This window comes from Polaribacter sp. 2405UD43-2 (assembly GCF_058147125.1).
The window spans coordinates 1-26,848 of the sequence record NZ_JBYVJX010000018.1; the positions used below are offsets into that span (position 1 = coordinate 1).

The window sequence follows — 26,848 nt, forward strand, 5'->3', positions numbered from 1 at the left end:
TTTTTCATGTTTCTAAGATATTTGTTTTGTAACAAACAGTCTTAAATTTTGTGTCCGAGTAAAGGTAACAAGTCCAATTTAAAATCATATAAGTACCTAATGCAGTTAAAGCAGCATATTTACCATAGTTTCCTATTTTTTTGACTGCTTCTTTACGAGTAATTTTTTGAGTGTTTTTTATTTGTTTTTTCATAATGTTATCTCTTTTAAAATTCTCGTTATTATTCTAAAATTATTTTCTTATTCAATTTTCCGTTTGCTGTTTGAAGATTTACTACATAAACACCAGTGGCTAATTTTGGTAAAGAAACATCTTTAACACCATTAGAAATAAAAGAAGAATTGAACACCTGTTTACCGAGAGAATTAAATATTTTAATATTGGTTTTACTATCTTTTAATCCTACTATTCTTAAGGTAGATGAATTAGTTTTATAAATACTTACATTGTTTAAAGCTACATCTTTAAGGTTTAGCGAACTTCTAGAAGTATGTAAATAAAACCTTCCTATTCCGTTTAAATCATTCGTTAGGCTAACTTTGTAATTACTATTATCTTCATCTAAACGTGTAAAAGTATTTATCTTTCTATCTTCTAAAAACACTTTAAGATTAGATGGTATATTAAAATCTTCAATTGTAAATGTAATTTCTTTACCAGCGGTTGCATTTATCCCTAAAGGAATAATCATAGATTCTAAATCTGAATTCGGTAAAGATTGTATTTGATAATTTTTCCCTTCACTATTTGATAATAAATGAGAGTAAACAGCAAAAGGATTTGAAGTTCCGCTAAACAATTCTCCATCATATCCAACATCTAAACCTGTTGTGGCATTTTCTAAATAATAAACTTTAGCATATTGGTATATTGTACCATCTGTAATGGATACTTTAATTTCTTTTTTAGTATTTTTTTGAAAAGTATCATTTCCTCCATTATGACTTTGATTAGATTCTGTAAAATTAAAAGTACCTCCACCTGCATTTGCTTTTACAAAAAATCCTTGCCCTGGAGCTATTATAAAATTATTTCCAACAGTTTTAACTTCATATGCCCCATTAGTACTTAAAGTTTGGTTCCATACCCATAATGTTTTTGTATCGGATTGAGAAGCTTCATTATTTAAAAAAGTGGCACTACTCAAATAAGAAGTATAAGGATTTCCTAAAAGGTTGAAACGATTCCCGGTTGTTGTAAGCACCACATTTTGTCCGGAATCACTTGTATTAATTGTTCCTGTAAAAGAAACATCACCAGAACTTCCTATTTTCATAGAGTATCCTGTTCCAGCACTAAAAGTACCAGCATTACTATCGTCATTTTCAAGATAACTCCAAGTATCTGAACCTGTTGCATAGGTTGCAATTCCTCTTTTTGTACCACTTGTTGCTAAACCATTAGTAGATGCATATGTATTGTTATACGCTTGACCCGAAACAGGTGAAGCAACTAAATGCCAACCTTTTAAGTTTCCGGAAACAAAATTTAATGTTCTTTTATAAGTAACATTGCCAGTAGCAGTCCCTTTTGCTATTAAAGAACCTTTTGAATTTATAGTAAATGTTCCTGATTGAGTTAAATTTCCATTTATAGTTAATGCTTTATCTGTATTGACATTTAATGTCCCAATTACATCCACATTATTTGCTACTGCTGAAGACACATCTACATTAGCTATCTTCCCTGAAGGAATACTTACATTATCTGTACTTATAGGAACTCTATTTAAAGACCAATTACTGGTATCTGACCAAATTCCATTTGCTGCTGTGAATAAATTCGTAGGATTAGTTATTTCTACATTAAAGTCTTTAATTGCTATATTAGCATAACTACTACAAGGATTGGGAGATATGTTATTAAAATTAACTGCTCCGTCAGCAAATGACCATGCATCACCTGAAGCAATTCTCATTTTTGATGTTCTCACTACCGCAGAACTTGGCACTGTAATATTTGTAGCTAAAACAAGTGTATTACTAGCGCTACTATTACCTATTTGAAAAAACTCTCCTGCATCAGCAAAATCATCATCCCCATTAAAATCAATCCATACTAAAACACGTGAAAATGTATTTCCTTGCGTTATTGAAACGTTAAATGTACCACCTGCAGCTATTGTTACTTTTTGATTAATACTTGCAAAATTATTCGTTCCTGCTCCAGCTCCTGATAAACTAATATTTGTGGATCCACCAGTTGTAGTGACCCCTTCTACATTATAACCACCACTACCTGTTAAAGCACAGACTTGAGCATCTACTTTTGAAAAACAAAAGATTACTGTTAATAGTAAAAAAAAGTTTAAATGATAATTTCTGTTTTTTTTCATAATCCCATATTTTTAAATTAATTATATGTATATGCAATGATAAAAACATATAAAACAAAGTGGTAGTGGTATATTCGGAAAATAAGGTTGCTATTTTCGTATTGTAATTAAAACTATGTAACAATTAAAGCTACTAGATACTTGAACACTTAAATTCGTTTTGTAGTGCAGAGGACAACTTCTTCATTATACTTTTTTAATAAAGAATATTCAAAGTATTGTAGTGTTTCCTAATAAGACTATCAGCAAAAGAAGCTTTTGATTTAGTGCCGATTATCAAATTCTTTTACTTTTTCAATATATTGGGAGTTTTATATTTTATAATCTCATTACTAATTTTTTATGTAGATTAAACTTGTTTTTTTGCGTTTGCATCTCTGTATTTTGTAGGTGTCGTATTGTATTTCTTTTTAAAACAGGTACTAAAGTATTTTGGATTTGAAAACCCTGTCATATCACTAACTTCATTGATAGATAAATTACTATCGGAAATTAGTTGAGCTGCTCGTGTTAGTTTGATAGATTTTATAAATTCATTAATATTTTGACCGCTTAAAGCAATTGTTTTTCTATATAATACAGAATGACTCATCCCAATTTCTGAAGCCAACTGTTTTACTGTAAACTTAGCATCAGACATATTTTCTTCTATAATTTGCATTATTTTTTCTATAAATTTTTCATCAGTATTGTTTATGGCAATATCTTTAGGCTCTAATAGAACTTCTTTTCTAAAAGTTTCTCTTAATATTTTTCTAGTTTCTAATAAGTTTTTAACTCTTATGTTGAGTATGTCTGTATTAAAGGGTTTTGTAATATAATCATCAGCTCCATATTCTAACCCTTCTATTTGAAAAGTATGTGAGCCTCTTGCAGTTAATAGAATTATTGGAATGTGTGAAGTTCTGATGTCTGTTTTTAGTTTTTTACATAGTTCTAATCCGTTCATTTTAGGCATCATAATATCTGAAATTATTAAATCGGGAATATTTTCAAAAGCTTTTGTGCATCCTTCAGAACCATCTGGAGCAGAAATGATTTTATAAGTATCAGAAAAATGATTTTTAAGTAAATGCATTAGTTCAAAATTATCTTCAACAAGCAGCAGAATAGGTTTATTATCTATCGATGATTTTGTTGATGGATGATTAGGGTCAGGCAAAGAAGGAGTTTCTAATTCAAATGTACTATTATCTATTTCTATTCTTGAATGTTGTTCTGAAAAATCTTTTTCGTTGTAGAAACTTTTAATTATTGGTATACTAATATTAAAAACAGTATAAAGCCCTAGTTCGCTTTTTACCTTTATGCTTCCTAAATGGATATCTACTAGGTTTTTAGTGATTGCTAAACCGATACCACTACCTTTAGAAGTTTGTGGATTAGAATTGATTTGATAAAAGTTTTGAAATATTTTATTTACTTCTTCTTCTCGAATTCCTTTTCCATTATCTTTAATTTTAATAATCAATTTTTCGTCTTTATGATCTAGGTCAATGTTAATATCTATTTTATTCTTTGCATATTTAAAAGCATTTGACAACACATTATAGACAATAATTTCTAATTTATCAGCATCAATCCAACCAGTATTACAACTATTAGAAATTGTTAGTTGAAATTGAATATTATTCTCTTTTGCATATTGATAGAAAGGAATGCATAGTTCGTTAAAAAATGATTTAAGCTCTATTTTTGAAATATTGAGTTTGGCAATTGAGGATTCTAATTTTCTAAAATCTAAAATTTGATTGATTAAGCTTAATAAACGCTGACCGTTTCTATTCATAGTCATAATTAAGTTAGAAGCTTTATTGTTTGTTTTTATTGTTGATAATTGCTGTAATGGTGATAAAATAAGTGTTAAAGAAGTTCTTAATTCGTGTGATATTGTTGTAAAAAAATTAATTTTTGATTGGTGCAATTCTTCGTCTTTTTCATGTTTATATTTTTCAATAAGTAATTCGTTTTTTAACCTTACTCTATCTGTGATTGCTTTATAAATGAATAGTATGAGTCCAAATGCAAGGAGTGAGTAAATAAAATAAGCGGTTTTAGATTGCCACCAAACTGGGCTAATAATAATTTTTAATTTTTTTACAATACTATAATCGTTATTTTGTAAACTTTTATTAAATGCTTTTACTTTAAAAATATAACTTCCACTAGCAATGTTAGAAAAGCTTGCAAAATTTCGTTCAGAAGAGGTTGTCATCCAGCGATTATCTATGCCTTCTAATTTATATTGGTATTCTATGTTATGAGGTGAATTGTGACCTGGTACCGCAAATTCAAAATCAAAATTATCTAGAAAATACGGAAGGTGTAATGTTTTTAAATAGGAGATTGAAGAATCTAAAGGTTGAAAGTTTTCTACTTTATCCAATACATTTACATCCTTATTAAAAATTCTTAAATTAGTAATTAATAAATTAATTGGTGTTGGTTTGTTAATTAATTGATTTGGATAAAACGCTACTAATCCTTTTTTACTACCAAAAAACAATTTTCCTTCATTTGATATTGCAATTGCACCAGATTCAAAATCATTAGTAGGTAGTCCATCACTTGTATTATAGGTAAAGAATTTGTTTTTAGAAGGATTGAACGAAATGATACCTTTGTTTGAGCTAAACCAAAAGTTGTTATCTCTATCCTGAATAATACCATAAATGGAATTACTAGGTAAGCCATTTTCTGTGATTAAATTTGTGATTCGTTTTTTCTTGGTGTTTACCGAAAAAATACCACCACCTTCAGTGGCTAACCAAATATTTTCTAATCTATCTTCATATATATCTTTGATAGGATAATAAATTTTACTATCCAGATTAAATCCCAAATCTGAAAGGTTGAAAAATAATTTGTCTTTAGTATTGTAAATCTTAACTCCTTTATTTGTGCCTATCCATATATTGTTAAACTTGTCTTCATGAAGACTAATTAATTTATTGGTTTTAAGTTCTGGAAAATTCGTAAGTTTTTTGTTAGATTTATTGTATTTATATAGCCCATTATTATAAGTTGCAATCCAGATGTTATTGTTTTTATCTTCAATAATATCAAAAACTAAAAGGTTGTTAAACTCATTTTTTATTTCTGATTTTATTTCAGCTTCAAAAAAATTGTTAGAATTTGTTTTTTTATAACCAATAATAGTGTTTTTAAAATTACCTGTCCAAATAGTGTTTTCTTTATCAACAATGACTGTCATTACAATGTCTGAAGGAATTGATTTATTATTGTTAGGAGTATTTTTATAATTAGAAAAAGTATTGTTTTTAAGGTTTAGCATATCTAAACCTCCACCGCCAGTTCCAATCCATAAGTTTTCATTATTTAAGAAAAGAGAAGTTACAATATTGAAGCTTAAGTTTTTTGTTTTTTGAGAGTATGAGGTTTGGTATATTTCAAAAGGAGAGTTAATAGTTTTGTTAACTGTTCCATCCCCCATACCCATCCATATATTTGTATTTTCATCTATAAAAAGACTGTAAGAGACGTTGTTTGTTATACTTTGCTCATTGTAAATGTCGTGTTTATAGGTTGTTACTTTATCGTTTTTAGTATTTAGCAGGTTGAGTCCTCCATATGTTGTAAACCAAATTTCGCCTGGCTTTCCTTCTTTGATATCGGTTATTTCGTTAGAACTTATAGATTTTGAAGTTGTATTTTTTTTATAATGTTTAAATGTTTCTTCCTGTTGGTTAAATTTATACAATCCATTTCCTTCAGTTGCTATCCATAAATTATTAAAAGAATCTAAACACATTCTTTGCCCCGTTCTTGTACTATTGAATTCTTTGTTATTGTATTTAAAATAATTAAACGTTTTAGAATTTGTATTGTAACAATCTAAAACTCCTGAATTTGAAGTAATCCATACCTTGGTATTGTCTGTAACAATTGAGAAAACATTATTATTACTGATTGTGTTTTTATTGTTTTGAGTTTTAAAAAACCTTTTAATCGAGTTATTTTTTTTATTGAAATGATATAAGCCATCACCAAAAGTTCCTATCCAAATAGATTGTTTAAAATCACCCGCAAAAGAGGTCACATAATTTCTTTTGAAAAAAGATTTTTTAGAGTTTTTGTAGTTTGTAAATGTTTCTGTTTTTGGGTTGTATTTATTAACTCCACCAAGCATAGTTCCAATCCATAAATAACCTTCATAATCTTCAAATAGTGTTGTAATATTATTATTACTTAAAGAATAAGGATTTTTTTTGTTTGCAGTAAAAATTTTAAACTTATAACCATCAAACCTATATAAGCCATGAGTGCCTCCAAACCACAAATAGCCATTTTTATCTTTTAAAATTGAGTTTATGGATGCTAAACCATCTTTAATTACAAATTCCTCAAATTGTAATTTTTTGTTTTGAGAAAAAAATAAGAAAGGATACATTAAAAAAAATGTTATCAGTAATTTTAACGATACGTTTTTTTTGTACATAATTTCATCCGTTTTAGATAATAAGGGAATATAATTAAATTAAACTTTATGAATTATAATTTTAAAACTATTTCTTACAAAAGAATGATAAGTAAACTATAAAGATTAAAAATTATACCATCAAATTGTAACTAGGATATACTTTTACAATAACAAATTAAACAAGAACAATATGTCTATAAAAAAAACATTTTTTAAAGTGAATTTGATGTTAGTATTTCTTTTGTTTTCAGTAACAGTTTTTGCTCAAAAACAAGTAACAGGAAAGGTAACAACAGCAGATAATGAGCCATTACCAGGTGTTTCTATAATTATAAAAGGAACTACAAAAGGTGTTTCTACAGATTTTGATGGTAATTATATAATAACAAAAGTAACAAAAAGTGCTATTCTAGAGTTCTCTTATTTGGGTTATAAAAAGAAAGAAGTTATTGTAGAAAACCAAACTACAATTAATGTAATTCTTGAACAAGAAGCATCTTCATTAGATGAAATAGTTGTTGTTGGGTATGGAGCTAAAAAAAAATCACAAATAATTAGTTCAATTTCTACTGTTAAAACACAAGAATTAGCAAAAGCATCAGTCCCTAATCTAGAAAGTGCTTTGTCTGGGAGATTGTCTGGTGTGTTTTCAAGACAAACATCAGGAGAACCAGGTAGAGATGGAGCAAATATTCAAATTAGAGGTTTTGGGGATGCTCTAATTATTGTAGATGGGGTTCAAGGTAGAGATTACTCTGATTTAGATCCTAATGAAATAGAGAGTATTTCAGTACTAAAAGATGCAGCATCAGCAGCTGTTTATGGTAGTCAAGCAGCAAATGGTGTAGTGTTGGTAACCACAAAAAGAGGTAAGTTAGGAAAAACACAAGTAAATATTACAACTCGTTATGGATTGCAAGAACCTCATAGAATGCCTCAAGTCTTGTCAACCGAAAATTGGCAAACTCTGATTACCGAATATAGAGCAAATGAAGCTCTTATAAAAGGGAATAAAGTTACTTCTGCTGATTTGGCAAAACGTACATATAAGTATAATACAGATTGGTATGATGAACTTTTAAGAGCGGCTCCTATTTCACAAAACAATATAAGCATATCAGGTGGTACAGATAAAGTAAAGTATTTTATGTCTGGAGGGCTTTTACATCAAGAAGGTATTTGGAAAACAAATTCGGTAAGCAAAGATCGATTTAATATTAGAAGTAATATTGATGTAAATTTTAATGATGATTTGAAATTATCAGTTGGGTTTGGTGGTATTATTAATCAAGAAGAAGCACCAGGAGTTTCTTCAGAAATAATAGCAGCAACTTTAAGATCAGCACCGTTTATACCTGTTAAATATCCAGGTTTTAATGAGTATGCAAGCCCAACAAGAAGTGGTGGAGGAAATCCAGTAGCATTGGCAGATCCAAGTGTTTCAGGTTATGACATTAAGAAAGACAGAACCTATAATATAAACTTTAGTGCTGAATATAAAGCACCATTTTTAGAAGGCTTATCATTTAAAGTTGTAGCAGGTTATGATACGTTTGATAGATGGCAAAAAATATGGAATCCAGATATTTTATATCGTAGTTTTGCTCAAGATTCTGGTGAGTATTTGTTAAGTAATAATGCTTCAAATAAAGACAAAGCAGATTTGTCTAGAGGAGATCGTTATGATTGGGCTTTATCCTTACAAGGATTTATCAATTATAAGAAATCATTTGGAGATCATAATGTAGATACAAGTATTATTTTAGAGCAAAATGAGGCAGAAAAAACTGCATTTGTTGCTCGAGCAAAAGACTTTCCTTCTACCATTCTAGATCAGTTTTCAGCAGCCTTAGATACAGATAATAAAGATACTGAAGATTGGTATAGACAATATAGATCTAGAGGTGTTATAGGACGTTTTTCTTATGACTATCAAACAAAATATTTATTCAACTTTAACTTTAGATATGATGGGTCACAGTATTTTGCACCAGGAAAAAGATGGGGATTCTTTCCTTCTTTTGCTGCGGGTTGGATAGTGACTAAGGAAAATTTTATGAGTAAAATATCTAATACTCTAACTGAATTTAAATTGAAAGCCTCATGGGGTAAATTAGGAGATTTATCTAAATCTAGAGAGTATTATGAAGGCTTTTATGGAGATGGTGGTACTGGTTTAAATTATTACCAAAGTGGGTTTTTATACCCAGGTAATGCTATTGTAATAGGAGACAGAACTATTTTTAATCCAGTAGAAACCCTCAAAGCTAACCCAGATTTTACTTGGTCTGAATCAACCACTATAAATTTAGGTTTTGATGCAAAATTATGGGACGAAAAACTTTCAGTTTCTGCAGAGTATTTTGTTAGAAAAAGAGAAGGTTTACCAGCATTTCGTAACAATGATAATGCAGGAGCTTTAGCTACTGTTTATAACTTAAATAGCGATAGAACGGCTGGATTTGATTTATCTGTTGGACATAAAAATGAAATTGGTGATTTTAAATATGGTATAACAGGTAATTTATCTTGGTCTAGAACAAGAAATATTTATGTTGAAGATAATGGACAATACACAGATGGATACAACAGATGGAAATGGGATGCAGATGGACGTTGGAATAATGTTAGATGGGGGCATCAAGTTATTGGACGTTACCAAAATCAAGAAGAAATTAATAAAGCTCCAATACATAGAGTAAAAAGAAACAACGTTTATGTAGTGATACCAAATAAAGTAATCTTACCTGGAGATTTAAAATATGAAGATTATAATGGAGATGGTTACATTGATGAAGAAGACCAAAAACCAATAGGTAGAGGTGCTTACCCAGAATTAATTTTTGGAGCGTCTTTTAATGCTGAGTGGAATGGTTTTGATTTTTCTATGTTTTGGCAAGGTGCTGCTCGTTCAGAGTTTACTTTAGGGGTGTTTGATAATAATGCTTTTGCATCTGGAAATTTAAATGTTAACAATTGGGCTTATTTTGCAGATCGTTGGAGAAAGGCAGATTATACAGATCCTAATTCGGCTTGGATACTAGGAACGCAGCCTGCAATAAGAGACTTTTTTACCGAAAACATAAATAATCTTCCTTCAACATTTAAAAACCAAGATGGAAAATATATTCGGTTAAAAAATATTGAATTTGGATTTTCATTGCCAGAAGAAGTAACTAAAAAACTAAACATTAGCTCACTTAGATTATATATAAATGCAACTAATTTATTAACTATTTCAGCAAACAAGTTTATAGACCCTGAACAAAGAGAAGGAGGTTTTAACCTTGGAGGATACCCACAAATTAGATCTTTTAACTACGGACTGAATTTAAAATTTTAAAAAAAAGAAGATGAAAAACAGATATATAACAATAGTAATTATTTTAGTATCATTATTTTTTTCAGGATGTAATGATGATTTTCTTAATGTAAAAAATTCTGCTTTATTAACAGACGAAGATATTAACAATTTTCCTGAAATTGCAGAAGCACAATTTTTATCATTATACAGTGAATTAAGACAAAATATTCAAAGTATTGGTGGTCGTAGATTAAATGGACCTTCAGGAAATGCACTATCAGGATATACAGATGATGCCGCTTGTGGGCATTCTTTTGAATCTGGAGATGGACAAAAGTTTAATTTAGGTAACATTAATAAAGCTGCAGGTAGTATAGATAGTGGTATTGGTTCAGCAATTTGGCCTTATAGAACTATAAGTAAACTTAATAGATTTATCATCAAATTTAAAGACTCAAAAAATAAAAGTGTACTAAATACAGTTGGAGAGGCTTATTGTTTAAGAGCTTGGTTGTATTTTGAAATAGTGAAACGATATGGTGGAGTTCCTTTACATACAGATGGTATTGACAAGTTAAACTCTATTAAAGACAGAAAAACAGAAGCAGAATCTTGGAATTTTGTTTTAAAAGAATTTGACAATGCAATTGCTTTATTGTCTAAGCAACAACTTATTTTAGCCGAAAATAAAGATCGTGTAAATAAATTTACTGCTTTAGCTTTAAAAGCAAGAGCTGGTCTATATGCAGGAACAATTGCAAAATATGGAAAAGGTACTTTTAATCAAGATTTTCAAGGGATACCTTCTGCAAAAGCTTTAGATTACTTAAAGCAAGGAGCAAAAGCAGCAAAAGAGTTTGTAGATAAAAATACAAATTATGCATTAGACTCTAAATTTGGAGATCTATTTAATGGAAAAAATGAAAACAGCAAAGAAATTATTTTTAGATTCCAAAATAACCCTCAAGCTGGAGTTTCAGTAGTGTATGATTTTTGGATGTTACCTTTCAAAATTAAAAGAAAAGATTTTACGGCATTAACCAACCCTCATTTAGATATTGTTGAACAATTTGAAACATTAAATGGTACTATTGCTCCATTAGATTATAAAGCAAAATATACAAATCCTGCAAAATTTTTTGAAGGCAGAGATAAACGTTTAGCGCAATCAATTATTTATCCTGGAGGACAATTTTTGGGTAACACTTTTAAAATCTACAAAGAAGCTCGTGTTAAGAAAGCAGGAGGAGCTATAAAAACCTATACTTATAATAATGCTGAAGATTGGAGAAATGGTGGAACTATTCCAGGTTATCCGCAATTTACTCAATCAGGAATAGATGGTAATTTCCCAGAACCCGGAATTGCAGGCACAACAGTGTATGGGTTTTATATGAAAAAATTATTGTACGAGGCTGAAAACTTAGATAAACCTGATGTAATTTCACCTAATAATCAACAACAAGATGCTATAGTGATTAGATATGGAGAAGTGTTATTAACTTTAGCTGAATTAGCAGTTGAATTAAATGATTCTGGAGATGGTACTTATATGGCGCAAGGACAACAAGCACTTAATAATGTTCGCTCTGTTCACGGAGGTCTTCCAGGAAAATCATTAACTATTGATGTAGTCCGTCACGAGAGAAGAATAGATCTTTTGTATGAAGGTTTTCGTTATTGGGACTTAAAAAGATGGCATGTAGGAAATCAAATTCATCAAAAAACATATCGTGCTTTAAACCCAATATTGAATATAGATGAAACTACAACACCAGTGTCTATTTATTATACAATAGAACCTAAGCCAGCACCTACTTATTTAGGAAATACACGTATTAAATGGTTTGAAGATAGAGACTATTATTGTCCCTTACCTGTACAAAGTAATCCTGGTCTAGTACAAAACCAAGGATGGTAAAAAGAATGAAATAAATAAAAATTTAAAAACTTAAAAAATGAAAAATAAGATTTATATGAGAATAATGTTTCTTCTTTTAATAACCAGTTTTATAGGTTGTGAGTTAGATGAAAGGTTAGATGATTTAAATGGCGGAATTAAAGGTGCGCTTGTAGATAAAAATACAGCTAAAAATGAAATAGTTTATACAGAATATAATAGTGCTAAACTAAGATTTTTAGATTTAGGTTTTGGAAAAATTGCACAACCTATAGACTATGCAATATTGCCAAACGGTACATTTAATAATACTAAGATTTTCCCTGGAACTTACAAAATTTGGGCAGAAGGACCATTTTTAGAATTAGATACCATACAGAGTATCGAATTATCAAGTCTTAAAAGCTTAGATATAAAAGTTGTCCCTAATGTAAGTTTAAAATTAGAGAAAGTAAAAAATGTTTTTGGTATAGGTATGGAGCTAACTTATAGCTATAAAGTAAATGATAAGTTATCTGACAAACAGCAAGTTGGGTTTATTTATTCTGAATCAAAATATCCCGGATTTAAAAACTCTGCATTGCCAGGAGAAAACGCAACAGCATTAACAATAAGAAAAATTCATAATATTACCAATAAAGAAGGAACTATTACCGATTTAATGTTTTTAGAACCCAATAAAAAGTATTATGTACGTGCGCTAGGGAATCTTGTTATAAAAAATGCGCCAACTGCTTATTGGAATTATTCTAACCAAGAAGAATTTAAAACTAACGCTCTAGATGTTTCTGCAATTCCATTAAAGGCTACAGTAGGTACTCGTAGTAGCACTTCTGCAGTGTTTAAAATTGCCTTACCAACTATTAAAGGATTAAACTATAAATTAGAATATAAAGATAAAGATGGCAAAGCTATTTCAGAAATCTTAACGGGGGCAGATGCTGCCTATGCTGCTAACTTAACTAAAAATTCGACCACAAATGTAAAAGTATCACTTATTAATAATGATACCGAAGGTACCCCAGTAACAGTAGCGGTAACAACAAAATCCGATGCAGATAGATATGTAGAAGGAGACCCTGTAAGACCAGCAAATGTTCCTCGTTACAATGATACAAATTTTAAATATTCACTTTCAAAATATGTAGCTGAAGATTTAGGACCTATTAAAGATCCAGGCTGGGTTACTAGCTCACTTAGACATTTATATATTGACTGGTGGTCTACTTGGTTGTATGGTGGAGGTAAAAGTAATATACCAACATCAACATATTTAGCAAGTATTAACGAATTTACATTATATGGTAAAGTAAAAACTTTAGTTGATATTTTGCCGTTTACAGGGCTTAAGACTTTAACCATAAATAAAGGTGAAGACTTATTTGCTAAAGACGAAACTGTTTCTAAAGACATCAACTTAGAACCCTTAAAAAAGTTGTCTAGTTTAACTAAAGTAATTATTGGTAAAGGTGTACCGTTAGAAATAGCCAATTTTAAAGCAGCTGGTATAACTGGAGTAACAATTATTAAAAATTAATTTGTAAGTTTTTATATTAAATTTACAAGAAAGAATAAGAACAAAAAAGCGTAACTAATAATTACGCTTTTCTGTTCTTACTATGAGTTTAAAGTATGTTGTTTAAATAATAGTTATTTTTTAATAATACTAGTTTTGGTAACTTTTATTTATAAAATAATTATCGTTTTTTTTGAATTGATTTAATCACTAGGTTCAACTTATGTAATGTATACCAAGTAATAATAACAAAGATGATTGAACAAACTTCTTTGATTGATTATTAAACTTTGAAAAGAGGCTACATTTTTAACTTTGACTTATTATAAATAAACTCAGTAAATCTGATTAATTTACTTGGTAGATTTAATTTTTTCAAGTTACAAATTGAGTTAGTATTCACAAAAATAGAAAGTGAAAATCACCCTTTAAAAACATTTATCAATGGTTAAAAATATAGTTTTTATTGCTTTTATTTCGTTGGCAATAATATTTTCTAGTTGTACAAATAAAAGTATTATTGTAAAAGAAAGTAATCCTATTACAGATTTAGTTAAAAGAATTGCACCTCAATACTTAAATAAGATAGTTTTTAGCTCTCTAAAAAATAAAGAACTTGATGTTTTTGAAATAGAATCTAAAAAAGGTAAAATTTATATAAACGGAAATAATTATAATTCTATGGCTGTAGGATTAAATTATTACTTAAAGAACTATTGTTATTCCTATGTGTCTTGGTACGCAAACGATACAATAAGTTTACCAAAAAAGTTGCCATTAGTTCCTAAAAAAATAAAAAAATCTGCAAGAGTTGAAAACCGATTCTTTTTAAATTATTGTACATTCGGCTACACAATGACTTGGTGGCAATGGAAAGACTGGGAGCGTTTTATAGATTGGATGGCATTAAACGGAGTTACAATGCCTTTGGCTATTACAGGGCAAGAAGCTATATGGTATGAAGTTTGGAAAGAATATGGTTTATCTGACAAACAAATAAGATCATATTTTACAGGACCTGCTCATTTACCTTGGCATAGAATGTCTAATTTAGATAAATGGGGAGGCGCATTACCACAATCTTGGTTAAACCATCAAAAAGAATTACAAAAAAGAATTGTTAAAAGAGAAAGAGAATTAGGGATGACACCTGTGCTTCCTGCATTTGCCGGACACGTTCCAGAAGCATTAAAAACAGTTTTTCCAGAAGCTAAGATTAATAAGTTAAGTTCATGGGGTGGTTTTAAAGATCAATATAGAAGTTACTTCTTAGATCCTTTAGATCCTATTTTTAAAGAAATACAGCATAAGTTTTTATCAAAACAAACAGAATTATATGGTACTGACCATATTTATGGAGCAGATCCTTTTAATGAAGTACATCCACCAAGTTGGGAACCAGAATATCTAGAAACGGTATCAAAAACAATATACGCTTCTATGAAAGAAGTAGACTCTAAAGCTTCTTGGTTGCAAATGTCTTGGATTTTTTATTTTGAGCGCGAACATTGGACAAATGAACGTATTGAGGCAATGGTAAAGGCTGTTCCGCAAGATAAAATGATGCTTCTAGATTATTATTGTGAAAACAAAGAGGTTTGGAAAATGACAAACTCATTTTTTAATCAACCTTTTATTTGGTGTTATTTAGGAAATTTTGGAGGTAATACTATGATAGCTGGGAATATAGATACAGTAGAAGAAAGAATAGAAAAAGCCTTAATTAGCAATAAAAATATGTGGGGTGTTGGTTCTACATTAGAAGCTTTTGATGTTAACCCTGTAATGTATGACTATGTATTTGAAAAAGTATGGGCAAAAGGAAAAACAAATACAAAACAATGGATAAATAATTGGGCAAATATTCGTTATGGCACTCAAAATAAAAATAATAACGAAGCTTGGAAAATATTACATAAAGAAATTTATAAAGATCCAGCAAGATTAGGGCAAGCAACATTAACTAATGCAAGACCTACATTGGTTGGAAGCGGAAATTGGACAACCGATTCTACTATAGATTATGACAATTCAGATTTATTCAAAGTATGGGAATTAATGTTAAAAACTCCTAGTAAATCACCTAGTTATCAATATGATATTGCTAATGTAGGGCGTCAAGTATTAGGGAATCACTTTTCTATTTTAAGAGATAAATTTACCAACAACTACAAAACCAAAAACATTAAGAAATTAAAAGAAACGGGTAATAAAATGCTTGTTTTATTTGATGATTTAGACAAACTTCTAGCAACTCAATCTTCTTTTTTGGTTGGTAAATGGTTGAATGATGCCAAAGCTTTTGGTATTAATTCAGTAGAACAAAATTATTATGAACACAATGCCAGAAATATTATTACAACTTGGGGTACAGCTGCCCAAAGTTTAAACGATTATGCAAATAGATCTTGGGCAGGTTTAACAAAGGGTTTTTATAAACAACGATGGAAAATGTTTATTGACGATGTTATTCTGTCTGTTGAAAACAATAAAGAATTTAATGAAAAAGCATTTTTTGAAAAGGTTACTCAGTTTGAGTGGAAATGGACAAAAGGAAATGAGCTTTATGATTCAATACCAAGAGGAAATGCCATAGATATATCTAATGATATTTTATTAAAATATAAGAATATATAATCAAGAATAATAAAGCTTAAATTTTATTAATGATGAAGGATTTAAAAAATATAATAGTATTAATGCTTTTTGTTTTTACTGTAAGTTGTGGTTCTAAAGAAGAACCATCAATGCCAATTACACCACCAGATAAAGAAACGAATATAGAAATTGGTTATATTGAAACAGAAAAAGGAAGCTATGAACTAGGGCAACAAGTTTTTTTGAATGATTTTGAAATAAAAAATACTTCTAAAACAGCAGTAAGCATCACTAGTCTTATTGTTAGAATTAAAGACTTAGCAACTAATGCAGTCTTATCGAATTTTGAAATAAAAAGTAAATTAGAAATTGAAAAAGGAAAATCATCAACAATAAATAAATCTTCATTTTTTACTATTCCATCAAATTTTGCTAAAAAATCTTACGGAGTATATATGGGAACAATTTTTTCTGATGGAACAGTTAAAGAGGATTATAAAACTTTTTTTAGAGTATCAGATAATAAAACGTTAACAACCTATAAAATTGATAAAGAAGAATATCAAGGTTTACCAGTTTTTAAACTTCGAGGTGGATTAAGTGCAGAATATGCTGTTCAAAAATCTGCAGCATCATTTGTTTCAGGTATTTCTCATACTTGGGCAACTCCTATAGAAACTGTAAAATCGACACCAGATTTTTTAGAAAGGTCGTTAAAATATACAATCGACTTTTATAATAAAGCTATTGGTACAAACACAACTATCGAAACAGTAATAATAGGTACAGGTATACCTGGAGTTCAATATTTAGCAAATAATATGAAAGCAGTTGTTTTACCATTACATTATTTAGTTTCCTCAGGAACCGTAAAAGAAGCGCAAACCATTTTAGAAAAAGCAAATAATGATGGTTATTCAGTTTATGGGACTATTGGACACGATTTTTCTATAACAAATATGCAAAGTGTTGGTTGGATTAAATTATTAGAATTGCCTAAAGAATATAAAGAATTTATAAAAAATCATAATGTAAAAAATGTTCTTTTACTAGGGCATACAGGCTCAAATGATGGTGAAACTCAAGCTCAAAAAGTAGCAGATACAAGAGGTAAATATGAAAAAGGATCTTTGTATTTAATGCGGTTTTCTGGAGATGCATCTGATGGGTATTTGAAGCAAATATTAAGTGATTATAGTTCAACAAGACTATCTTCTGTTACTAAGGTTGCAGATTGGGAAGCTGGAATTATTGATGCGCAAATAAATAATTTTAGTACAACTTTAAAAAAGGAAACATCAGCTTCTGTATATTCAATTACATCAAATGATGGAGTACATTTATGGAATTTAGGAACCTATTCATCATTAGCATTGGTAAAAAAGAATACAGCTATTTTTGAAGTTGGAGGTGCTGCAGTGAGGGGAATTTCTACCAATCAATATTTATTAGGAAACCCTGGTTATGAAGCATACACTAGGTATGTGCCCTTTTTATATTTTGCTGGCTTTACAGCAGAATTTCAATATAATAATTGGTTAAATACTAAAATAAAATCATCTATAAAAACCTATTTTCCAAGTATAAAATTTAATGATTTAACTTTTTGGACTAATGAATCTTCAATGGGAGCATTGCTAAAGTCAAAAGGTTTTACGGTTAAAGAAAGTAACTATTCTGAAGGACAATTATGGAATACAAGTAATGGTTTTAACAGTTTAACAGAAGTAAGAGCTTTAGATATTCTAAACAAAACAACTGCAGCAGGTTATAAGAGTTGGAGTGAAAGTCTTAATTATTTAAATATAGGTGATTTACAAAACATTTCATCGAAATATCCTGAAATAAAGTTAAGCATAAAGTAAATTTAATCATCACATAAAATGAAATTCATACAAAGCACTTTATTAATTTTATCTTTAATATTAATTGGATGCAATCACCAAAAAAAAGATTTTCCATTAAAAATTGATATTTATTTAGATAAAGAAGCTTATGAAGCAGAAGAAGCTATTAAAGTTCAAATAAAATTAGATGATAAAGATGATAATTTAGATTCTTTAAAATTAAGAATCGTAAATATCTCTGATAGTTCTAATTTTATAATCAAAAAAATAAAAGATATTGAAGCAGATACTCATAAAAAACACACTTTAAATCTAGTTATAAACTTGCCAAAACAATTTAAAGAAGGAGCTTATGGCGTTTATATTATTAACAAAGAAAAAGGTTCTAAAGAGGAGAAAATATATAAAACATTTTTTAGAATTATTAAGAAAAATGAATTAACTGTTTTTAATATTGAAAAAGAACAAATAAATGATGTGTCTATTTTTAAATTAGATGGAGGAATGAGTGCTGAATATATTGTTGAAAAATCAGCCGAAAACCTAACATCAGGGATATCTCACTCTTGGAAAGTAAATGCACCCGGTTCAGGTCCAAATCACGTATTAGGAACTTCGAATTTCTTGAAAAAATCTATCAATAAAACAATTGATTTTTACAATGAAACCTTAGGAGAAAACACAGAAATAGAAACAGTTTTAATATCAACTGGGTTTCCTTCAATTCCTTATATTTCTAATGCTTTAAAAGCACCCGTTTTACCTCTGCATTATTTGGTTAGTGTAAACTCTGCAAAAGAAATACAAACTATTTTAAAAACTGCCAATGATACAGGTATTGCTTCTTATGCTACTTTGAGTCACGATCCATCTGTGCCGTATGCAGTTTCGTGGATTAAATTATTAGAATTACCCAAAGCTTACAAAGATTTTATAAAAAAACACAAAGTGAAAAATGTTGTTATTCTTGGAGCTACAGGAACAAGTGGTGGAGAAACAAAAGCTAAAGAATTGCTATATGATAAAAGTGTTAAAGGTTTGTATGCAAACAAAAGTATTTATATTATGTATCCTGGAACTTCTCCAGATGATGTAAAGACTTTGAACGAAAAAATTGTAGATTTAAAAGATTTTAAACAGCAAAATAATTTTATACAAATAGCAGATTGGGAAAGTGGTATTAATCAAAAGCAGCTAACAAATTTTACAAATGATGCTAAATCTTTAGATAAGAATTTAGTTGTAAGTACAGTTACTGCAGAAGATTTAGGAAGATTATATGCTTTGGGAGGTTATAGTACATTGGCTTTGATGCATAAAAACAAAGCGAAGTTTGATGGTGTAAAAGGTATTATTTTTAATCCTTATTTAATTGCTCACCCAAGTATTGAATCAAAAAAAGGTTTTGTGCCTTTATTGTATTGGCAATTAGTTGGTGCAAATTATACGGTTTATAATATGGAGAACGACCTGTTTAAAGCTGTAAAGCATTTTTACCCTAAAACGAATGTGAAAAACCTAAAGTTATGGTTCAACTCTACACGTAATTTTGGGGCTAAATGGTCTGCAGATAACTTAAGAAATAAACTTACAAAAAAGGGATATGCTAATTTTATAGAAAATAATTATGAAGTAGATGAGGTTTGGGATTTGTCTGATAATGTATTAGCTCCTTGTGAGTTGTTATACAATGAAGTAAATAATAGCTATGGTTTTAAAAACCTAAAAAAGTGGAATAATTCGTTAAAGCCTTTAACTATTGAAGATATTAAAGGATTATCAAAAACTTTTGGAGGTTTTCAAGTTGAAACTAAATAAGTACTTTTTTTTAACTTATCAAACTAATTTTTTACAATTGATAATTCATCAATAATTAACCCTTTGTTTTTAAGAGTTAGTTTTAAAAAACCATCTTGACTATCCTCTCGCATAATATGTATTTTTAAAAAACCATCACTTTTTATCTTTTTATTTGATGTTATTCTTCCTTCAAAATTAACGTGCTCAATGCTTTTAGAATTTTTAATTTTTAAATAAAGAGTTCCTAAAATTCCTTTTGGGCAATCAATATTAATTGTTATTCTATCACCACTCCAACCTTCTTTGTTTTGATGTTCAGAAATAACATTGTAGTTAGAATTGTGTGTTAATAAAGACTGGTCATTTTTCTTTTTCCAGACTATGTTATCATTGCTTTTTAAATTTCCAGAAGCTTTAATATACATAATCGGGTTTTTATATTTTGATGGTACTTTTACTTGATTTTTTGAAGACGTTAAAGAAAATAAATCAGTTAACCATTTAGAAGACACTTCAGTTGTTGGGTTAAAATCTATAGAGTTCATATAGTGTTTTAAGCTATATTTTAATTGTTGAGTTGCTGGAGAATTGTTTTTTAAATCAAAGCCAGAAACTAATAGTTTTCCTTTTCCTACTTTTAGTTCAAAAATAATCCCCATTTTATTATTCCTATGAAAGTCATCTACAGGTTGCCCTAAAGGCTTGTAGTTTTTAGGCAATTCATTTAACACAAAAGCTTTGGAGTTTTGGCTAATGGGTTCCCATTGCCAATCGCTATGAAAACGGGTAGGAAAGTTTGAAAAGGCGTTACTTTTTTCATTGATTAACAAACCAATATTAGTTTTGCCTTGACCCGGAAAATAGGTGAGCGACCAGTATAAAGAATAAAAGTCGAATTTTACACTTGTGTCAGTAGATCCCAATTTAGAGGCGTCTAATAACACAGATTTTCCTGCTAAAAGAGATTTTAGAATATTTTCATTAAAAACATCGGTTTCTAACACAGCATTATCATTTATTTCTTCAAGTTTTTTAGGAAACACCCACACGTTCCAATTATTATTGAATTCAGTTCCTTCAATGACAAGTTGTATTTTTAATTGAGTTGCCTTTTTAATTGAATTTAAAGCAAATTTATGTTTACCTACTTCAATTACTTTTCCGTTAGTAATTGTTTTGTTTACCATTTTTTCTGAAAACAAGATGTTGTTCATCTCATCGTAAATGTTGTAAACTATGGTTTTATTTTTTAAATCATTTTTCCCGTGATGAGAAATTTCAGAAGTAACATTTAAAGTTTCGTTGTTTGTCCAAATAAATTTTTCGAATCGAGCTAAAGGAACAGTTGTGTTAAAGTGTTTTCTAAATGTTTTAGGTGTGGTAATGTTTTTAGTATCCCAAAAAGCATCTAGCCAACCAATAAGAGCTTCCCCTTGTCCTGGATAATCATTGATGCCTAGTAGTTGTATTCCTGCACAACTTGGTGTTCTTAAAAAAGATTCGATTTCGTATTTATACAATAACTGATTTAATGCTCCAGATGCCAATTGAAAATCTTTTGATTGATTTTCAATACCATTTTTTTCAGCTTGTTTTTTAAAAGCTTGAAAGTTTCTAGCTTTTAAAACCCCTGTATATTTCTCAATTTCTTTCCAATTTGGATGTACAGGCCATTGCCCAATTTCATGCGCAATGATTGGGAGGTTATTTGGTGCATATACATCTTCATAGTTCCAATTTGTTGTCGGTTTTATTGTTCCTCTTACCAAACCAACTCCATCTATAAAATGTGTGGCAGCGTAATCGCAATTAGTGGTAATTTTTCTAGCAGTTGACACTGCGTATAATCTTCTTGAATCTCGTTTTTTCAATTCTCCTATCCATTTGTTTGTAACTTCAAAATCGGCACTTCCTAACTCATTTCCAATTCCAAACATAACAAATGAAGGGTGATTGCCATAAGTATTGATAACTCTGTCCATTTCTGCACGAATAAATTTATCGCGCTCAGGGAGTTTTCCTACACCAATAGTATTGGGCATCCAAAAATCTAACCAAACACTCGCTTCTGCTTGGATGTAAATGCCTAGTTTATCTGCAGCTAAAAAGGCAGCTTTAGGAGGGCACCAAGAATGAAAGCGCACATGATTTAATCCATATTCTTTATAGGTTTTAAAAATACGTTCCCAATCTTCGATTTTACAAGAAGGATATCCTGTTAAAGGAAAATGAACATTGTCTATGTTTCCTCTTAAAAAAGTTGGAATATTATTAATGTGTATTTTAGTACCATTATGACTTACTTTTCTGAAGCCAAAAGTTTCTATAGAATTGTCAACACTTTTGTTATTAACAATTAAATCTGTTTTTAACTCATATAGATTGGGTGTAAATTCGCTCCAAGGTTTTATGTTTTTTTGTAATGAGATTTTGAAAGTTGTTTCGAATGCATTAATTTCTTTTTTAAAACTTATAATTTTTTTTCCTGTTTTTATTTCTGAAATAACAAATTTAACTTTTGAATTTTCAGACAATTCACCTCGGGTTTTAAGTTGGACAGAAATTTGATCATTATCAAAATCACTTGTAATAATTGTTTTTTCAATACTGTTGTTATTTTTAGTAAAAAGTTCTATTTTTCCAATAATACCATTCCACAGAGTTTGCGTATGTTCTGTATATGCATGACCTTTTTTACCTATGTCGTAAATCATACTATTATTGACTTTAACGGTTAAAAGATGTTTACCTGGAGTTAAGTTTCCTAATTTATGTATATGTGGAGTGCCTAAAGCGTCTAAGCTATCTCTTATCACACCGTCTACATAAATAGTAGATTGCCATAATACGCGTTCTAAAAACAAGGAGATTTCTTTGTTCTTCCAATGTTCAGGAATTTCTATAAATCTTGAATAAAAAGCAGTTCCTACATATTTGTAGTTAGGGGTTAGCATAGCTGTATCTGCTTTTATCGTTTTATTTCCATAATTATTTTCTGTTAAAGAACCTGGAAGTTGTATAGTGTTTTTTAAAGCTTTTTTCTTTTGAAACCCAATATTTAGAGAGTCTAATAGTACATACCACGTTCCGGAAATATTCTTTATATTAGAATTGTTTTTAGTATTGCACTTAGAAAAACTAAAAGATAGAACTACTGTTATAAAAAAGTAAATAAGAGGTTTCAATTTAAAAGATTTCATAAAAAATGTTGATGTAATTAACAACTTAAAATTAGGGTATTGTAATGAAGTTTAAGTCTTAATTTTATGCAAAAAAGTTTGTCTAATGGTTTTTAATAAAAAATAGATGAATAGTTAAACCTTTTAAATGGATTTAAAGAATACATCAATTCTAGATAGTTTGATATTTGTCTCAATATATTTTAATAAACAACAAATGAAAAAAAAACTAACTTATTTTTTAGGAATTGATATTGGAGGAACATGGACAAAAGTTTGTGGTTTAGAGTATAATGAATCAGAAGTATCAAAAACAATTACGCCTATAGACGTAAAAAAGTATTTTACAAAAGTTAGAAGTAATTTAGGTGAAAAAACAAGTGTCGTAGAGTTTATTACAGTATTAAAGAAAGCAATTCAGAATTTGGGGTTTAACGAGAATCAAATTGTTGGCATTGGTATTTCTACTGCTGGACTTGTTAATTTTGAAGGTTCTAAAATATTAAAAGCTGCACCTCATTTAAATGTATTAAAAAACGAAGAATGGATAAATGAATTAGAACATATTTTTAAATGTAATGTAAGCTTGATAAATGATGCGGATGCTGCTGCTCTAGGACTTGCTGAATTAGGTTACTTACAAGGTTTAAAGACGGTAGGTGTTTTGCCAGTTGGTACAGGGTTAGGATGTTGTATATGGAGAAACGGAAGAAGATGGAGACCAGGTAAATCAGCACCTTTACTAGGTTGTGTAAATACACCACACGGAACATTTGATAATTTTGCAAGTGCATCACTGTTAGCTAAAAAAGACGAAAATCAAGATTTAATAAAGGTGCTAACAGCACTTTCATATAAAGACGAAAGAGAAAAATACATAGTAAAGTTATCCAAATTAATTAATAGTGCTATTTTGCTCTACAATTTAACCGAGGTAATTATTTGTGGAGGTTTAGCGGATGCTACTAATGCGTGTGGGTTTAACTTAGAGGGCAAACTAAATGAAGGACTTCAAAATTTATCAGGTGATTTAGGTAAGGATGCCATTATAAAAGTAGCAAAAGAAGGAAATAGTCTCCAACTAATTGGAGCATTGGCTTTAGCTAAAGGTTGTTCGTTTATATCTATTGTTAAAAAATCTGAAAGAAGAAAGAGTAAAGACTACAAAAAAATGATAAAAATGAACAGTATGACGTTTATAAGAGTATTAATGATTACTGGTATATTGAGAAAAAATCGAGTTTGGTTTTAAAAAGTAGTATTCCTAAAATAGTTTCTATTTCACAAGAAATCTCAAAAAGAATTCAAAAAGAAGGAAGAATAATATATGTAGGAACAGGTTCTAGTGGGAGAATTGCAACAGTAAATAATGAATCTATTATAGAAATGTATGGACTTCCAAAAGATAAAGTTATCACAATTATTTCAGGAGGTGTTTCTAATGCTACCGTACAAATTGAAACAGGGTATGAAAGAGTAGCAAGTGCTGTACCCGAAATATTATTATTAAACATTAAACCTAATGATATTGTAATTGGTATTGCAGCTAATAAAACATCTTATTATGTTAAATCTGGATTGGCTTTTTCTAAAAGTAGAGGTGCGTATTCAATATTAATAAAGGCATCACCAATTAAGGACTTGCCAAATTATTGTAATGATATGATTTCTTTAGATATAGAAAAGCAAAACCTCGGTTATTTTGATAGAAATATTTCTGAAACAATAATTAAAAGAGTTATAAATTATATTGCTAGTATTATAAGGTTACGAGAAGTTGTGTGCTAATAGAGTGTAATAAAGGTTAATAATCAAACCTTTAAGATTAAAAATAAAACCAAAAAATTTAATTTCATTTATATGTTTGTTTAACAATTTAAACAACATATATTATGAAAAAAAAATTACTCTTATTCTTATTGCTTTTACCTTTTATGGTTCAAGCTCAACAAATTATTAAGCCTACAGCTATTACTCAAACAGCAGGTACTTCCGAAGGAAGTTTGGGGTTGTCTATTGAAGATTTAATAACTGGGTCTGGGCTAAGTAGCGAGCCTGCAACAGTTGCAGATTTAAGTGCATCAACACATGCGGTTTCTTGGGCAGATAGTTGGGCAACAGCGGATGAAGGATCACCAAATTATTTTGGAGATGCAGCTAACTACCCAGATGTAGTATTTGAATTAAATCTTGGATCAACATTTGAATTAACTTCATTTGTATACTGGGGCTATCCAGTATTTCCTCTTAATAATCCTAAAAACATAACTTTAGAGTTTTCTTCTGATGGAGGAACAACTTATTCTGCAACCGAAAACATTTCTTTAGCATCTTCTGTCACAGGAGGTTCTGGTATTGTACATCAATCAGCTTCTTGGGCTACAGCAAGGTCTGCCAATTATGTTAAATTAACGATTACAAGTAATCATGGAGGTGGTAGAGTTGGTTTTGGAGAGTTGCGTTTTGGAGGTACTCCTCAAGCAGGTTTACCTGCAGACCCATCTAATTTAACTGTGTCTGCAACATCTTCTACTAAATTGGCAGTAAATTGGAATGATAATTCAAGTGATGAAACAGGTTTTAAAATTGAAAGAAAAGAAGGTACAGGTGCTTATAGCTTAATTACAACTACTGCAGCTAATGTTACTACTTATAATGATACAGGATTAAATCCTTATACAATTTACTCTTATAGAGTTACAGCTACTAATGGTACAGGAGATTCTACAAATACCATAGAAGGAAGTACAGCTACTAATGCTGTAAATGGTAGACCAACAATATTATTAACACCTACTGCTATAACACAAGATCAAGGTAATTCTGAAGGGTGTTGTGGTTTGTCTGTTGGAGATATGATTGATAATTCTGGACTTTCAGCTTCACCAACCGTTTCAAATATAGGAAGTATTCTTCATACTGGTAATTTTGGGGCAGGAAATTCTTTTGCTACTAAAACAGATCAATCTGGTGGTTATTTTTCGGCTTCAAATCCAGACCCAAGGTTTACTTTAAATTTAGGAGATAGTTATAATCTTTCTTCTTTAGTTATTTGGGGTTATCCGTTAGATGGATCTGCCGAAGCTAAAGGTTTTAAATTAGAGTTTTCTTCAGATGGAGGAACAACTTATACAAATGGTACAGAGAATATTGTAAGCGCAACTTCTTTAGGAGGAAATAGTAAAGCTGCAATTTTAACTTTTTCTGAGGTTAGGACAGCAAATTTTGTTAGAATGTCTTTTACAGATAATCACGGTGGTGGTAGGGCTGCACTAGGTGAAGTTAAGTTTGTTGGTGCTTTGAGTGCTGCATTATCATTGGATTCTAATTCTATTTTAAAAATTAATCTATATCCTAATCCAGCTAGTAATTACCTATATATATCTAACAATGAAATTAAAGGACAAGTTCATATCTTTAATATTATTGGAAAAAAAATAAAAAGTTTTGAGTTAACAAAAAATGTTGAGAGAATAGATATTGATGACTTAATTTCTGGTATATACATTGTTTCAGTGAAAAGTAAAGGTAAAAGTTTTGTGAGAAAAATAATAAAGAACTAGTTTTTTAATATTTTAACAAAGAAGAGTATTTAATTGAAAGATTGAATACTTTTTTTATATAAAAAAATCATAGTTTTTATGGAAGAAAAAATATTGCTAAGTATAGATTAGAATTACTAATTATAGTGATTAAATTTTTATTAGAATATCCGGTTTTTAGTTGATTTTTTCAACTTAATTGTTGGACAAGTCTATCAAAAAAGCTTATTTATATACCAATAAGAATGATTTTTAGACCTAAAAGTTGTGGATATTAAGAAAATTGCATCGAATTTAAACCTAACACCATGCAACAAAAAAACAACACAAGAGCGATTGTCATAATAGGAGGTATGTTTGCCATCTTCGGTTTTGTCACTTGGAT

Annotated in this window: 13 protein-coding genes; 9 read left to right on the top strand and 4 right to left on the bottom strand. The window is 29.5% G+C overall.

Annotated features, from left to right (window positions below; translation table 11 throughout):
* Nucleotides 1-4: 4 nt before the first annotated feature.
* The 3 genes from ACY2RX_RS14485 to ACY2RX_RS14495 form a co-directional block, all read right to left on the bottom strand.
* Nucleotides 5-193, bottom strand: coding sequence for a hypothetical protein (locus ACY2RX_RS14485; RefSeq protein WP_490104700.1), 189 nt, complete (start codon nt 191-193; stop codon nt 5-7).
* A gap of 28 nt (nt 194-221) precedes the next feature.
* The gene (locus ACY2RX_RS14490) at nt 222-2,336 is read right to left on the bottom strand and encodes a DUF8693 domain-containing protein (RefSeq protein WP_490104701.1); all 2,115 of its coding nucleotides are present in this window, start codon (nt 2,334-2,336) and stop codon (nt 222-224) included.
* Between the two features lie 349 nt (nt 2,337-2,685).
* Nucleotides 2,686-6,795, bottom strand: a complete 4,110-nt coding sequence (locus tag ACY2RX_RS14495; protein ID WP_490104702.1) for a hybrid sensor histidine kinase/response regulator transcription factor — start codon at nt 6,793-6,795, stop codon at nt 2,686-2,688.
* 208 nt (nt 6,796-7,003) lie between these two features.
* Between ACY2RX_RS14495 and ACY2RX_RS14500 the strand changes: the two genes are divergently transcribed.
* From ACY2RX_RS14500 to ACY2RX_RS14525, 6 genes are all read left to right on the top strand, one after another.
* A complete protein-coding gene (locus ACY2RX_RS14500) occupies nt 7,004-10,120 on the top strand; it encodes a SusC/RagA family TonB-linked outer membrane protein (protein WP_490104703.1) in 3,117 nt (1,038 codons plus the stop codon).
* 10 nt (nt 10,121-10,130) lie between these two features.
* Entirely contained in the window at nt 10,131-12,002 is a 1,872-nt protein-coding gene (locus ACY2RX_RS14505; protein WP_490104704.1) for a RagB/SusD family nutrient uptake outer membrane protein, read from the top strand.
* A gap of 37 nt (nt 12,003-12,039) precedes the next feature.
* Nucleotides 12,040-13,518 carry a hypothetical protein gene (locus ACY2RX_RS14510; protein ID WP_490104705.1) on the top strand — a complete coding sequence of 493 codons (1,479 nt, stop codon included), beginning with the start codon at nt 12,040-12,042 and terminating at the stop codon, nt 13,516-13,518.
* A 423-nt stretch (nt 13,519-13,941) separates the two neighbouring features.
* A complete protein-coding gene (locus tag ACY2RX_RS14515) occupies nt 13,942-16,134 on the top strand; it encodes an alpha-N-acetylglucosaminidase (RefSeq protein ID WP_490104706.1) in 2,193 nt (730 codons plus the stop codon).
* 29 nt (nt 16,135-16,163) lie between these two features.
* A complete protein-coding gene (locus ACY2RX_RS14520) occupies nt 16,164-17,960 on the top strand; it encodes a hypothetical protein (protein ID WP_490104707.1) in 1,797 nt (598 codons plus the stop codon).
* Nucleotides 17,961-17,978: 18 nt separating this feature from the next.
* The gene (locus tag ACY2RX_RS14525) at nt 17,979-19,760 is read left to right on the top strand and encodes a hypothetical protein (protein WP_490104708.1); all 1,782 of its coding nucleotides are present in this window, start codon (nt 17,979-17,981) and stop codon (nt 19,758-19,760) included.
* A 23-nt stretch (nt 19,761-19,783) separates the two neighbouring features.
* On the opposite strand, the gene ACY2RX_RS14530 is transcribed toward ACY2RX_RS14525, so the two are convergent.
* On the bottom strand, nt 19,784-22,942 hold the full coding sequence (locus ACY2RX_RS14530; RefSeq protein WP_490104709.1) for a DUF8487 domain-containing protein: 3,159 nt from the start codon (nt 22,940-22,942) through the stop codon (nt 19,784-19,786).
* A gap of 196 nt (nt 22,943-23,138) precedes the next feature.
* Here ACY2RX_RS14530 and ACY2RX_RS14535 point away from each other — a divergent pair, with 196 nt between their 5' ends.
* From ACY2RX_RS14535 to ACY2RX_RS14545, 3 genes are all read left to right on the top strand, one after another.
* Nucleotides 23,139-24,173, top strand: coding sequence for an ROK family protein (locus ACY2RX_RS14535; RefSeq protein ID WP_490104710.1), 1,035 nt, complete (start codon nt 23,139-23,141; stop codon nt 24,171-24,173).
* Nucleotides 24,164-24,709 (top strand): N-acetylmuramic acid 6-phosphate etherase family protein, encoded by a 546-nt coding sequence (locus ACY2RX_RS14540; RefSeq protein WP_490104711.1) that lies wholly within the window; start codon nt 24,164-24,166, stop codon nt 24,707-24,709. Before ACY2RX_RS14535 ends, ACY2RX_RS14540 begins: the two co-directional genes overlap by 10 nt.
* Before the next feature lie 104 nt (nt 24,710-24,813).
* The gene (locus ACY2RX_RS14545) at nt 24,814-26,484 is read left to right on the top strand and encodes a T9SS type A sorting domain-containing protein (RefSeq protein ID WP_490104712.1); all 1,671 of its coding nucleotides are present in this window, start codon (nt 24,814-24,816) and stop codon (nt 26,482-26,484) included.
* Nucleotides 26,485-26,848 lie beyond the last annotated feature (364 nt).

Excerpts from the sequence above, each read along its gene's own strand:
- ACY2RX_RS14545 (WP_490104712.1), top strand. The coding sequence starts at position 24,814 with ATGAAAAAAAAATTACTCTTATTCTTATTGCTTTTACCTTTTATGGTT.
- ACY2RX_RS14505 (WP_490104704.1), top strand. The coding sequence starts at position 10,131 with ATGAAAAACAGATATATAACAATAGTAATTATTTTAGTATCATTATTT.
- ACY2RX_RS14535 (WP_490104710.1), top strand. The coding sequence starts at position 23,139 with ATGAAAAAAAAACTAACTTATTTTTTAGGAATTGATATTGGAGGAACA.
- ACY2RX_RS14525 (WP_490104708.1), top strand. The coding sequence starts at position 17,979 with ATGAAATTCATACAAAGCACTTTATTAATTTTATCTTTAATATTAATT.
- ACY2RX_RS14500 (WP_490104703.1), top strand. The coding sequence starts at position 7,004 with ATGTTAGTATTTCTTTTGTTTTCAGTAACAGTTTTTGCTCAAAAACAA.
- ACY2RX_RS14495 (WP_490104702.1), bottom strand. The coding sequence starts at position 6,795 with ATGTACAAAAAAAACGTATCGTTAAAATTACTGATAACATTTTTTTTA.
- ACY2RX_RS14510 (WP_490104705.1), top strand. The coding sequence starts at position 12,040 with ATGAAAAATAAGATTTATATGAGAATAATGTTTCTTCTTTTAATAACC.
- ACY2RX_RS14520 (WP_490104707.1), top strand. The coding sequence starts at position 16,164 with ATGATGAAGGATTTAAAAAATATAATAGTATTAATGCTTTTTGTTTTT.
- ACY2RX_RS14485 (WP_490104700.1), bottom strand. The coding sequence starts at position 193 with ATGAAAAAACAAATAAAAAACACTCAAAAAATTACTCGTAAAGAAGCA.
- ACY2RX_RS14490 (WP_490104701.1), bottom strand. The coding sequence starts at position 2,336 with ATGAAAAAAAACAGAAATTATCATTTAAACTTTTTTTTACTATTAACA.
- ACY2RX_RS14515 (WP_490104706.1), top strand. The coding sequence starts at position 13,942 with ATGGTTAAAAATATAGTTTTTATTGCTTTTATTTCGTTGGCAATAATA.
- ACY2RX_RS14530 (WP_490104709.1), bottom strand. The coding sequence starts at position 22,942 with ATGAAATCTTTTAAATTGAAACCTCTTATTTACTTTTTTATAACAGTA.